This window comes from Limosilactobacillus avium (assembly GCF_947381485.1).
Lineage (GTDB): Bacteria > Bacillota > Bacilli > Lactobacillales > Lactobacillaceae > Limosilactobacillus > Limosilactobacillus avium.
This window is the reverse complement of record NZ_CANCWN010000044.1, coordinates 1-11149: the sequence shown is the minus strand read 5'-3', so window position 1 is coordinate 11149 and position 11149 is coordinate 1. Positions and strand designations below refer to the sequence as shown.

Annotated in this window: 14 protein-coding genes and 1 pseudogene; 10 read left to right on the top strand and 5 right to left on the bottom strand. The window is 47.8% G+C overall.

Translation table 11 applies throughout. The annotated features are described in order from the left end of the window. The first annotated feature begins 67 nt into the window (after nt 1-67). The 3 genes from QOS01_RS09660 to QOS01_RS09650 all read left to right on the top strand — a co-directional run bounded on the left by QOS01_RS09660 (nt 68) and on the right by QOS01_RS09650 (nt 1628). Nucleotides 68-397: a type II toxin-antitoxin system HicB family antitoxin gene (locus tag QOS01_RS09660; protein ID WP_283622171.1), complete on the top strand. Its 330-nt coding sequence runs from the start codon at nt 68-70 to the stop codon at nt 395-397. A 581-nt stretch (nt 398-978) separates the two neighbouring features. Continuing rightward, the gene (locus QOS01_RS09655) at nt 979-1230 is read left to right on the top strand and encodes an AbrB/MazE/SpoVT family DNA-binding domain-containing protein (protein ID WP_283622170.1); all 252 of its coding nucleotides are present in this window, start codon (nt 979-981) and stop codon (nt 1228-1230) included. A 2-nt stretch (nt 1231-1232) separates the two neighbouring features. Beyond that, a complete protein-coding gene (locus tag QOS01_RS09650) occupies nt 1233-1628 on the top strand; it encodes a type II toxin-antitoxin system death-on-curing family toxin (RefSeq protein WP_283622169.1) in 396 nt (131 codons plus the stop codon). Nucleotides 1629-1886: 258 nt separating this feature from the next. On the opposite strand, the gene QOS01_RS09645 is transcribed toward QOS01_RS09650, so the two are convergent. Both QOS01_RS09645 and QOS01_RS09640 read right to left on the bottom strand, forming a co-directional pair. Next, nucleotides 1887-2717 (bottom strand): alpha/beta hydrolase, encoded by an 831-nt coding sequence (locus tag QOS01_RS09645; RefSeq protein WP_283622168.1) that lies wholly within the window; start codon nt 2715-2717, stop codon nt 1887-1889. A gap of 21 nt (nt 2718-2738) precedes the next feature. Then, nucleotides 2739-3260, bottom strand: a pseudogene (locus QOS01_RS09640) (isochorismatase family cysteine hydrolase); the annotation flags it as partial. Between QOS01_RS09640 and QOS01_RS09635 the strand changes: the two are divergent. The 7 genes from QOS01_RS09635 (at nt 3188) to QOS01_RS09605 (ending at nt 9082) form a co-directional block, all read left to right on the top strand. Beyond that, nucleotides 3188-3811: an MFS transporter gene (locus QOS01_RS09635; RefSeq protein ID WP_326521108.1), complete on the top strand. Its 624-nt coding sequence runs from the start codon at nt 3188-3190 to the stop codon at nt 3809-3811. The pseudogene QOS01_RS09640 and the gene QOS01_RS09635 overlap by 73 nt on opposite strands. Before the next feature lie 209 nt (nt 3812-4020). Beyond that, on the top strand, nt 4021-5877 hold the full coding sequence (locus QOS01_RS09630) for a heavy metal translocating P-type ATPase (protein WP_283622166.1): 1857 nt from the start codon (nt 4021-4023) through the stop codon (nt 5875-5877). A gap of 62 nt (nt 5878-5939) precedes the next feature. Next, nucleotides 5940-6167 carry a heavy-metal-associated domain-containing protein gene (locus tag QOS01_RS09625; protein ID WP_283622165.1) on the top strand — a complete coding sequence of 76 codons (228 nt, stop codon included), beginning with the start codon at nt 5940-5942 and terminating at the stop codon, nt 6165-6167. 2 nt (nt 6168-6169) lie between these two features. Continuing rightward, the gene (locus QOS01_RS09620; protein WP_283622164.1) at nt 6170-6715 is read left to right on the top strand and encodes a ferritin family protein; all 546 of its coding nucleotides are present in this window, start codon (nt 6170-6172) and stop codon (nt 6713-6715) included. A 21-nt stretch (nt 6716-6736) separates the two neighbouring features. After that, complete coding sequence (locus tag QOS01_RS09615) at nt 6737-7381, top strand: Crp/Fnr family transcriptional regulator (RefSeq protein ID WP_283622163.1); 645 nt, start codon at nt 6737-6739, stop codon at nt 7379-7381. A gap of 64 nt (nt 7382-7445) precedes the next feature. Further along, nucleotides 7446-7841 (top strand): iron-sulfur cluster biosynthesis family protein, encoded by a 396-nt coding sequence (locus QOS01_RS09610; RefSeq protein WP_283622162.1) that lies wholly within the window; start codon nt 7446-7448, stop codon nt 7839-7841. Nucleotides 7842-7975: 134 nt separating this feature from the next. After that, on the top strand, nt 7976-9082 hold the full coding sequence (locus QOS01_RS09605) for an ATP-binding protein (RefSeq protein ID WP_283622161.1): 1107 nt from the start codon (nt 7976-7978) through the stop codon (nt 9080-9082). Between the two features lie 324 nt (nt 9083-9406). On the opposite strand, the gene QOS01_RS09600 is transcribed toward QOS01_RS09605, so the two are convergent. The 3 genes from QOS01_RS09600 to QOS01_RS09590 all read right to left on the bottom strand — a co-directional run bounded on the left by QOS01_RS09600 (nt 9407) and on the right by QOS01_RS09590 (nt 11056). Beyond that, nucleotides 9407-9550 (bottom strand): hypothetical protein, encoded by a 144-nt coding sequence (locus QOS01_RS09600; RefSeq protein WP_283622160.1) that lies wholly within the window; start codon nt 9548-9550, stop codon nt 9407-9409. Between the two features lie 91 nt (nt 9551-9641). After that, entirely contained in the window at nt 9642-10019 is a 378-nt protein-coding gene (locus QOS01_RS09595; protein ID WP_283622159.1) for an alpha/beta fold hydrolase, read from the bottom strand. Then, the gene (locus tag QOS01_RS09590; RefSeq protein WP_283622158.1) at nt 10016-11056 is read right to left on the bottom strand and encodes an MmcQ/YjbR family DNA-binding protein; all 1041 of its coding nucleotides are present in this window, start codon (nt 11054-11056) and stop codon (nt 10016-10018) included. The genes QOS01_RS09595 and QOS01_RS09590 overlap by 4 nt, the downstream gene beginning before the upstream one ends. Nucleotides 11057-11149 lie beyond the last annotated feature (93 nt).

The following is an 11149-nucleotide window of genomic DNA, read 5'->3' as shown; positions in this document are numbered from 1 at the left end:
TAAGTAGGGCGATCGTGATCCAAGCTTGAGGATCACGACCGCCTTTTTCAATACGTGTCGTTATGGTGTGCTTACAGATTATTATGGAACAGTTAACGTTTCAGAAGAAGATAACATTTTATACGGTCAAGTAATTGGCATTAAAGGGTTGTTATCCTACGAAGGAATAACTGTTGTAGAATTAAAACAGGACTTCCAAGAAGTAGTGGACGAATATATTGCAGACTGCAAAAAGAACAACATTAAACCACAAGTATCATATAAAGGAACATTTAACGTTCGTATAAAACCAGAACTTCATAGGAGTTTAGTTGAATACGCTGATGAAAACAATGAGAGTTTGAACTCGGCAGTAACTACAGCTATTAAGAACTTAGTGCAAGCTAACTATAAATGAAGAAATAGGTATTGAAAGTATTAATTGAAACAGGTTGAAAACCTTGTACTAAAAAACATTAAATGAAGTAGATTGAAAATAACTATTTATTCAAGTTTCAGTTTTCCATCTTTAGTTAACCCAAGTCCTAACGTAGCTGTACCAACAATGGCACCTAACAAGACGCTTGCATTCTGCTTGGTGTTAGCATTGGTTTGTGCTAGGCCACTACCATTTGAACCACTTGTTGTAGTTCCACCTAAATTGCCAGCACTAGATAAAGTCTAATAGCCTATTCTGACGGCATTTTAAGTCGTTAGAATAGGTTATTTTACGTTAAAAAACGTTATCGACTTCTCACTTTTTTCTCACGTGGGCGTCTGCTGTGTCATTTTGAACTACGGTGAATCGCTATAATTCAATGGTACCAAGTACTTAGGTGATTTTGGTGTGTGAAAATATGAGAAATAGGAATAAAACTTGATGATTTAAGTAATAAGAATAGCCGCGTGTCAAAATGTACTAAAGAGAAGCTATGTGGATAAATTCGTGTATATATTATATAATAAAAATGTATATACGAAGAGGAAGGAGCCTTAATAATGGTTATTAAGTCACCAACTAAAATTTTCAAATCAGGTAATTCAAGTGCTGTGCGGATTAGTAAGGACATTATGGATGCGGCAGGGCTCAAAGTAAACGATAAAATCAATGTGACCTTTAACTCTCGTGATGGCAGTGTTGTGATTAAGGCTGCTGATACCGATAACAAGGCCCATGATCATTTTTCTGAAATTCTGGACAAAAGTTTAGATGAAGATCAAGCAATATTAGACTTCCTTAAGGATAAGTAAACATGGAATATTTAACTGAGAAAGAGCTAATTGAAATTAACCGACAAATCATTCGTCGAGCTGGTGAAGGCTCAATTGGTGTATTGGATACTAACGGATTAAATAGTGTTATTGAAGCGCCAAAGCAGGTTTTCTTTGGACGTGAGGCTTATCCAACGGTTTGGTTAAAAGCAGCCTACTATCTGCAAAAGATTACTAAGAAACATCTCTTTGCTGATGGTAATAAACGGACAGCATTTGAAGCTGCAAAAGTATTTTTAATCCTAAACGGAATAACCCTTCACTTTGAGGGAATTGAGGCTGGGCAAATGGTTTTAGATGTTACTAACTCTCCCGATTCAGAAGAAGTCATGTTGAAAGTGGCAAAGTATCTGAAAAAACATCAAGTAAAAAAGTGATTTTAATATGACACTTTTCCCGCCACATCAACTTTTGAACAAAGTTTTTGACTACACTTTTAACACAGAATCTTAACACGTTTAATGCTTCAGCTACCTTAAAACAGCGCTTCTAGTCAGCACTATATAGCCTATTCTGACGGCATTTTCAATCGTTAGAATAGGCTATTTTACGTTATATAAAAGTGCCTCGTTGCGTTTTTTTTATGCTCCCAAAGCAGGTTAATACCTGCAAATCGGTATCAAACTACTTTTCTTTTAATATCGATGACAATTAATCCACTGGACGACTTCTGAGTAGATATTCCATTTTCGTTGAGGCTCGTCGAAAATATTGTGCATCAGGGAAGAGTAGACATGGAGCTCTTTATCATTGGAAGCAATCATGGCGTAAGCTTCCAGTGAATCATGATAATCAATCAAACCGTCTTTTTGTCCCTGTAAAAATAATAGTGGATCCTTAAAGTCAGTTAAGTGTGCCCGGAGAAAGTAAGCTCCCTTAATTTCATTCTGCAAAATTCCGACAGTCAAGTGATGAAGATTAGCAGGATCATTTTGAATTCTATGAACTACTCGTGGGTCACTGTTAAGTCCTGTACTTAACATGTTAGGTAACTGCTTTTTGGGGTCGCCTGTTAAACCCTTACTCCATGTATTTGGTGCTTTAACAATAGAAACTGGATCAGCCACTACGAATCCATCGGCCGTTTGCGGGTACTTTATGCCGTATAAGAGGACTGTTTCGCCACCCATGCTATGACCAATGATAAATAAGGGGAGATTTGGATAAGCCGTTTTAGTTTTTTTAACCATTACATGTAAATTTTCATAAAGGTCAGCTAAAGAATCCATATATCCCCGTGGTCCTTCTGACTTTCCATGGCCAGGCTGATCATAGCGAAAAACGTTGCAATCATGCTTAACAAGAAAACTAGCAAAGGGGTCATAACTTTTAGCATATGATGATAATCCATGAACGATGATTACATTTGCTTGTGGCGCTTCAGCTAGGTTAGTGATTGTGTGCAAATGAATACCTGAAGTGGCTGATTCAACCATACTTTCAGTTTGGCTGTCATAAAAACTCATTGATATACACTTCCTCTTACGTTAACGAATCGTTGCTCCAAGGACATTCTTGAAGTGTCCCATTGCCCACTTTGCCCCCAGAGCGGAAAAAGTAGCGACTGCCTTTTGGGGGATGACAATTTGATAATCACGGTTGTATGCACCAATTGCCGTGTGCAATACACAGATATCGGTACATACTCCGCAGATCCAGACTTCGTTAATCCGCCGTTCCCGTAAATAATTATCCAGATTAGTGTTCTGAAAAGCAGAATAGCGGTTTTTATTAAATTTATAGACATGGGGATCAGTCCGATTTTGCTGGAACCATTGGCCAACTTTGCCATACAATTCTTGTCCTTTAGTTCCAATAATGTTGTGAGGTGGGTATAAGCGATGCTCAGGGTTGAAATAATCATTTTTCAAGTGGCCATCAGTCGGCAGAATCACGTAACCCTTATTTTTAAGAAACTGGTTAGCTAAACTGATGATTGATTGCTCTAACTTCTGGGCTGGTTTACCGACGGTTAAAGATCCATTGTCAGCAACAAAGTCATTTGTGTAGGGCCGTACCTAATTACATTCAACTGGTCAATCATGATAATGCGATGCTGGCGGGCCTGATTGTCTTGCCCGGCGCCGCTCTAGGTGCTGTGACTGGACCGTTTGGCGGTAGATTGCTGGATCGGTTTGGTGCTCGGCGCCCGGTACTTGTGGGAGTCGCTCTCAACATCCTCGCGGTAGCTGGCCTGGCCAGTTGGGCAACCGGGGATCTATCCAACACTGCCATTGTTTTCCTCTACCTCGCCTTCACTGTGGGTGGGGGCCTGTCATTTGGTAACCTCATGACCAGCGCTTTGGCCAGTCTCCCGGATACGGACAATGGGGACGGCAACGCTATCTTGAATACCCTCCAGCAATTTGCCGGAGCAGTGGGGACGTCGGTATCCTCGGCCATTGTAGCGGCCAGTCAGGCCAATCACGTCCGGCCCCTGGACCAGACAACAGCGTTGGGGACTCAGCACGCTTTACTGGTTCTTCTATTCATCCTGCTGGTTGAGTTTACAATGGCTTACTGGGCCCTACCGAAGGATTGTTATCAACATCGTCTGTAAAAAGATGTTGCCGTTTGCGCAGATCAAGGAGGGCCTACCGGCGATCAAGGCTCACCAGGTGGTTGGTAAGATTGTGATTAAGGTTAATTAGCAAAAAATCTCCGTTGCACTTTAAAATGCTGCGGAGATTTTTAATTAAAAACTTGATGGTGGTCAATTAAGACCCCTTACACCTTCTCTATACTGTGAAGGTGTAAGGAGGGGATTGGATGGTTAAGGTCCAACAATTTTTCACGCAGCACCGGCAGGCAATCGTCATCTTGATGACCGTCCTACTGGTTATCGCCGAAGCTGCACGCTGGCTGGGACAAGTGACAGTGGTGTACCAGGTCATCATGGCCGCAGTCGGGGTCATTGGCCTCATGCCCATCTTGCTCACGTCAATTTCGTCACTCCAGGTTCGCCTGGTCTCAATTGACGTCCTGGTTAGCATCGCGGTGGTTGGTTCATTTATCATTGGTGAGTATAATGAAGGGGCGATTGTCACCTGGCTATTCATGCTCGGGGAAGTCCTGGAAAGTGTGACGCTCAAGAAGACCCGGTCGGCAGTTAAAGAGCTCGCTGACCAGGCACCCCAAACGGCCTTAGTCGTTGATGATGACGGGACCACCCACCGGGAAGATGTCGACTTCCTGGATCCGGGTACCCACGTCCTGGTTAAAACCGGGGCCCAGGTACCGGTCGATGGGCGGATCCACACCGGACATGCCCTCGTGAACGAGGCCAGCATCACGGGTGAGTCCCGCTTAGTCACCAAACACGTTGGCGATGAAGTGTTTGCTGGGACCATCCTGGAAAACGGCACGGTGACCGTCACGACCACCGCGGTCGGGGACGACACCACCTTTGGTAGGATCATTGAACTGGTGGAAGAGGCTCAGGATTCCCAAACAAAGGCGCAGCGCTTTATTGACCGCTTTGCCAAGTACTACACTCCCTTCGTCCTACTGGCTGCGGTGGTGGTCGGCCTCATTACTCGGGACCTACGACTGGCAACCACGGTGATGGTTCTGGGCTGCCCTGGCGCTCTCGTGATTGGTGTTCCAGCTGCGACCGTGGCGGGAATCGGCAATGGGGCCCACCGGGGAATTCTTTTCAAGGGATCGGCTGTAATGGACAGCCTCCGTCGCGTCGACACAATTGCCTTTGACAAGACTGGGACCCTGACTGTGGGGAAGCCCGCCGTTAAGGCAATTTTGGTGCTGACGGGCGATCGACAGACCATCATTGACCAGGCAGTGGCAATTGAACACCAGTCCGACCACCCGCTGGCCCGAGCGATTACGGCCCTTAAAACGTCCCAGGCTCTAAAGGTAGACGATGTGCAAACCGTTAAGGGGCGAGGTGTTAAGGCAAACTTGGCGGGTCAGGAATACCTGCTGGGTAACCGGGCCCTGGTAACCGGGGTAGTGAAGAATAACGCTGCTTTAGACCGGGCAGCGGCCAGGTTATCCGCTGCCGGCAACTCCATAGTGATTTTTGCCAGTGCCAACCACCGCGAACTGGCCATCTTTGGAATTAGGGACCAGCTGCGTCCACAGGCGATGCCAGCCCTGCGGCGACTGAAGGAGTTAGGGGTAAAGCGCCTGGTAATGTTGACCGGGGATAACGCGGGAACAGCCAGGGAAATTGCCGCAGCCCTGCCCCTTGATGAGATTCACGCGGCGATGCTCCCTCAGGATAAGGCGCAATTTATCCGGACCACCCGGCAAACTGGCCACCGGGTTGCCTTCGTTGGCGACGGGATCAATGATAGTCCGGCCCTAGCCGCCGCCGACGTTGCCGTCGCAATGGGGTCGGGAACTGATGTCGCGATGGATGTCTCGGACCTCGTACTCGTAAAATCGGCCCTGACGAGCTTAGTTACCAGCCGTCAGTTGGCCCAGCAAACGCTCAAGAATATGAATGAGAACATTGCGATTGCCCTTTTAACCGTCCTATTGTTGTTTATCGGCCTGTTTGCGGGCTATGTTGAGATGGCGTCGGGGATGCTGATTCACGAACTCAGTATTTTGCTTGTCATTCTCAATAGCATGCGCCTAATCAAATATTCTCCCCAAAATTGATCAAGATCAATTTTTTGCCGTGCCTATCCAGCTAGAATGGGACGTGTAAGGAAGTGTTAGCAATGGAAAAGGTAATGATGAAGCTTGGTGGACTGACCTGCCCATCATGTTTAGCGAAGATTCAAAAGAGCGTCGAGGCGGTGGACGGTACTGCTGACGTGAAAGTTTTATTCAACGCCGGCAAGGTAAAGTTCACCCTTGATCCAACCGTTACCTCACCAGACGTTGTTCAACAAGGTATTGAAAAGATGGGCTACACGGTCCACGAAACGAAGACGAAGGAGGCCTAAAAATGACGAGCGCGGAGCAATACGAACAAGAGTTGAAGCAGAGTAACGTTGACCACCACACACCGACAGCGGGGGCGATGACTGGTCACATCATCGCCAACCTGATGATTCATTCCTTCAAAATCAGCCAGGCCAAACTGTTTGCTAAGGGACCCGCCGCCCTTTTCCTGGCCCAATATGGTGATCGCTGGATTGATCACGAACAGGTCATGTTTGCGACCTTGAACCGTCTGCTAGTTAACAACGGCGAAAGCATCCCAACAACGACGGGCCAGTTTAAGGAGTTCACGATGCTGGAAGAAGACGGGGCCACTAAGTACGAGCCGGGCAGCGACCAGTTATTTGCCCTTATCAAGGACTTCGATACCCAGACTCTGTTTATCACCAAGGCAATCGCCCTGGGACAAAAGGCGGATTGGCCGGAACTGGTGGACATCCTAACTGGTCTGCTGACGTGGGTTAAGGACCAGGTTGCCCTGGCCCAACGCTTCTTGGGGCATGACCTAAAAACGGGCCTGTATACTGAAGAAGATGACGATGACTTTTAGTTGCCCAAGGAGGTGGATTCAATGGTTGAGGAACTGTGCGTCCGGCTGGTCCCCCTGTTTAACCAACTGGGGATTGACCGGCAGCGCCAACTAGAGCGGCTGATCCACCACCAGCATGTTCGGCGGGGGACGATTGTTGCCAGTCCAGACAATAGTGACCGGTTGATCATCATTCACCGGGGACGCGGGCGGATGTACCAGCTGAGCGCCAATGGCGAGGAGCAGGTAGTCTGTACCTTGACTACAGGCGATTACGTTGGTGAAACCTGGTTGTTGGGGGTGGCCAACACCAACTCCTATGTTGAAATGACCACGGACAGTGATATCTGCATCTTGCACCGGGCGGACTTTATCAACCTAATTCAAAACCAACACGATATCGCCCTGAAACTCCTGGCCGGCCAGGCGGCGACAATCAGTAGTCTTCGTCGGCAGACCCAGCTGCTGGGCCTGCCCAGTATTGAGGAACGGCTGACGACCTACCTCAACCGCCTTGTTGCCCAGCAGGGCGAAGACACGGTTACCCTGCCTCTAAAACTAAAGGACCTCTCCTCTTACCTGGGGACGACTCCGGAGACCCTCTCCCGGAAGCTTGCCCAGCTAGAGAAGGAGGGGCGGATTGAGCGCCACCTCCGACAGATTCGGGTGCTGGGGAAGCTCGCGTGAGCAGATTTTTTGGTATCTTACTAAAAGTTGGTAAAAATATCAGATGACTAAGGGGGAATAGAGAATGAAGAAGTTAATCGTGACGGATAAGGCAATGGAACGACTGCAGCACTATATTAGCCCAGACAAGCGGGTTGTCCTCGACTTCGATGACGGGGTGGGGCCGTTTTCCGCAATTGGTAACTGCAACTTAGACGCCAACTACCGCCTAATTTTTGTTAACAAGGATGTTGACCTGCCGGACTTTGACGAGCGGGTTAGCTCCAACATCGGTGATATCTACATCAAGAGCGAACTATACGCCAATGTCCAGTTTGAGGACCAGATGGAGATTCGCTTTGACCCCAAGCACTTCACGATGCCGCTGGTCAGCCCAACGAAGATCTTGACGGACAATGTTGAAGTTGTTGAAATTAATGAACCGTTGAAGGCCGCGTACAGCGGGACCCATGACTGCTAACTGATAAAAGGTGGCGTTAGGTGGAATTCATTTCTCACCGCACGCCACCTTTTCCCTTTCGAAAAGTATAAAAAAAGTATAAAATAAAAATTGAAAGTATAAAAAAAGTATAAAAGAAAGGTGGCGATTAGCTGATGAAAAGAAATCCCTTTTTACCCAGTTTTGGACGGGTCCCGTCAATGGTTCTTGACCAGCAGCGAACGATCGACGATTACCTATCTGGCCTGGTGAATCACGACGGTAAGTACCAAACATCGATAGTTTATGGGGTACGGGGATCTGGTAAGACCGTGTTTCTAATCAATGTTGCGCACCACTTGAAACAGGTCCCTAACTGGGCCTTTCTCCGCCTGACGCTCAGCCAGGGTAATTTACTAATGCAGCTAATTAACGGGCTTCAGCAAATTCGGGGGATTGATTGGACTGAAGTATTAAAGAACTTTTCCGCAGAACTTAACTTTAGCGTCTTTGGTATTACGCTGAAGAGCACGAGTTCCACCCAGACAATTAACTACAAAAGTGTCCTGGAGAAAATGCTAGCGCAGTTAAAGCAGCGCGGCATTTCCGTCTTAATTGGAATTGATGAAATTGAGGTTAGTGATGATGTCCGGGCGTTCGCCTCAATGTACCAGATGCTAATTGGTGAAGAGTTTGACATCGCACTCATCATGACAGGGTTGCCAAGTCGAATCTCTGATCTGCAGAATGACAATGTATTGACCTTTCTTCTCCGTAGTAATCGAATTTACCTGGCACGGTTGGATCGCGGGTCAATTATTGATAGCTACCAACGGGCGTTTCAAAATGGTGAGAAAGAAATTGATAGTGTGAATTTGAACATCCTGGCTGAAGCAGCGGGAGGCTATCCCTATGCCTTTCAAACGGTCGGCTATTACGCCTGGCGACTCAGTCAGAATGACGTAATTGATGAGCAGGTGGTTACACAAACGATTGAGAAGAGTAAGGTCGACCTGTACCGTAATGCTTACGAAAAGCTATATACTGAGATGTCGGCTAATGACCGGCGGATGTTAGATGTTATTGCTGACTATCCGCAGGCGGACGTACCGATTAGTTATATCCAAGAAAAATTAGCCAAGCCGAAGAACTATGTATCGGTTTACCGGGCACGTCTTAAAGATGCTCAATTAATTGATACTAATGACTGGGGAAAGGTTCGCTTTAGTCTGCCGTTCTTTAGTGACTTTGTTCATTGGTACCGCGAGAGTCACCTTGTCTGACTGAAAGGATAGAAAAAACACCCGTCGTAAACGTACTCAAATCGTTTGCAACGGGTGTTTTGCTGTGCTGAGCTACTTTCCCCACTTGTTCAGGATCAGTTGGCCAATCGTTTGCCAGTGGGACTTGAGAACAAAGTGACCACCATCAAGTAGGTGGACTTCGGCATTCGGGTCGTCCTTCTGGAAGGCTTTAGAGTCGGGGTAAATGAAGCTGGGGTCATCCTTGCTCCAGGCAACGATTAATGCCGGCTGGTACTTACGCAGGAAGGACTGGTATTTTGGATAATTAGCGACGGTGTTTTGGTAGTCAAAAATTAGGTCAGACTAGTTTTCGGCGTAACCCGACTTGTTGGTGTAGTAGATGCCCAGACTGTAGCCATCGGGACCCACTGCGCCCGGCTGCTCGCCGCCAAGGTACTGACCCTTGATAGTTTCTGGGACAAAGGCAGTTTTATACTGTTCGCGCAACGCTTTGGTCAGGTGGGCCCAGTATTTTCTGTGCCCTTGCCCATTTCTTACCGAGCCCTTCTTGGTAAACGTTCCCGTTCTGACTAACGATTCACAAAACCCGTTCAGGATGGCGGACGGCGAGGTTGAAACCAATTGGGGCACCGTAGTCAAAGACATACATGTAGAACTTGCCAACGCCCAGCGTGGTCAGGAGGTCATCGACGTAGTTAGTTAGGTCTTGGAAGGTGTAGTTGAAGGCAGTATGCTGCGGTGAGGCGGACTGGCCAAAGCCAATGTAGTCCGGGGCAATCACGTGGAAGTCCTTTTTCAACATGGGTATTAGGTTGCGGAACATGGCACTTGAGCTTGGAAAGCCGTGAAGAAGGAGAAAGACTGGCTGATCCTGGTTGCCGCTTTCCCGGCGGAAAACCTTTAAACCATGGATGTCGATAGTGTTGAGTTTCATGATGAAGTCACTCTTATTCATTTCTCGAGCTCTTTGAGCAGTTCAGCCGGGACGTGGCGGGGGCCTTGAACGGAGGTGACCCCGTGCTGCTTAATGTAGGCGAGGGTGAATCGGTCGTGGTCGTACTCTTTTTCGAAACGGAGCCGCATCACCCGCTTGATCTTTAGCTCAGGGCCCTGGTAATCGTAGGGAATATCGGTTTTCACCACCCGACAGCGGTAGATGATTGCCTTAACCGGGGCAGAAACATACATATAGGCCGTATCGCCAACCCGCACCTTGGTTGACTGCTTCCAGGTAATGGTATCGCTGTCGACAAAGGCGTGCATGATGTCATAGTACTTCGGGTTAGCGGGGACCAGCCAGGCTCGGGGCTTGGTAAGGAGGTGGCGGCTAGCCTGGACCATCTCTTTGATCGCTACATCGGGCAGGGTATCATCGAGGGTCACACAGATCCAGTTCTTCTTGCTGAGGTGGTAACCGGGAAAGACCCCGTCCTGCTTGAGTAAGGCCGGTTGTTGCTGGGACGGACAGCGTAAATCAATGACTTCGACCTTGTCTTTGCCGTGGGCGCCCTTATCCGTCAGTCGGGACCAGGGGATGTTCATTACCAGGCCGTACCACTTTTGCGACTGGGGTTCACGGAAGGCTGCGTAATCCGGGAGCTTCTTGAAAACAAATTCCGGCTGGTCATGAAATTTCTGGTTAATCCAGGTGGCGAGCCGGTTCGCCTGGTTACCATGGAAGGGGACAGCGGTGAAGCACTGCCGGGCAATCTCGTGAAGGAGGTCGATGTAGGCTGCCTTGACCTGGGCAGCGAAGGGGCCGCAGTGAATTGCCCGCAGGGGGAGGTATTCCTCGCCGGTGCTTCGGTCAATAACATTTCCGCTAACTTGACCATCATCACTAACCCGGAGGACGGCCCGGAACTGGCCGTCCATGAAGTCCTGGGTAAACTGGTAGTCATGTTGGTGCCTGGTAAAACCGGCAGCGGGAAACTGACTGAAGTCCGGGCGCTGCTTTTGAAAAGCTTCTTCCTCAATTGTTATAATAGCCATCTCCTTAATCTTTACTATTGGCAGATTGCAAGAAATAACTTGAACGAATTTAATGACGTAAATTAAGCAGGAAGATCTCGATTGGTGTATGCC

Coding starts and splice junctions, on each gene's coding strand:
- QOS01_RS09615 (WP_283622163.1), top strand. CDS start 6,737: ATGGTTGAGGAACTGTGCGTCCGGCTGGTCCCCCTGTTTAACCAACTG.
- QOS01_RS09590 (WP_283622158.1), bottom strand. CDS start 11,056: ATGGCTATTATAACAATTGAGGAAGAAGCTTTTCAAAAGCAGCGCCCG.
- QOS01_RS09625 (WP_283622165.1), top strand. CDS start 5,940: ATGGAAAAGGTAATGATGAAGCTTGGTGGACTGACCTGCCCATCATGT.
- QOS01_RS09610 (WP_283622162.1), top strand. CDS start 7,446: ATGAAGAAGTTAATCGTGACGGATAAGGCAATGGAACGACTGCAGCAC.
- QOS01_RS09650 (WP_283622169.1), top strand. CDS start 1,233: ATGGAATATTTAACTGAGAAAGAGCTAATTGAAATTAACCGACAAATC.
- QOS01_RS09645 (WP_283622168.1), bottom strand. CDS start 2,717: ATGAGTTTTTATGACAGCCAAACTGAAAGTATGGTTGAATCAGCCACT.
- QOS01_RS09620 (WP_283622164.1), top strand. CDS start 6,170: ATGACGAGCGCGGAGCAATACGAACAAGAGTTGAAGCAGAGTAACGTT.
- QOS01_RS09655 (WP_283622170.1), top strand. CDS start 979: ATGGTTATTAAGTCACCAACTAAAATTTTCAAATCAGGTAATTCAAGT.
- QOS01_RS09630 (WP_283622166.1), top strand. CDS start 4,021: ATGGTTAAGGTCCAACAATTTTTCACGCAGCACCGGCAGGCAATCGTC.
- QOS01_RS09595 (WP_283622159.1), bottom strand. CDS start 10,019: ATGAATAAGAGTGACTTCATCATGAAACTCAACACTATCGACATCCAT.
- QOS01_RS09605 (WP_283622161.1), top strand. CDS start 7,976: ATGAAAAGAAATCCCTTTTTACCCAGTTTTGGACGGGTCCCGTCAATG.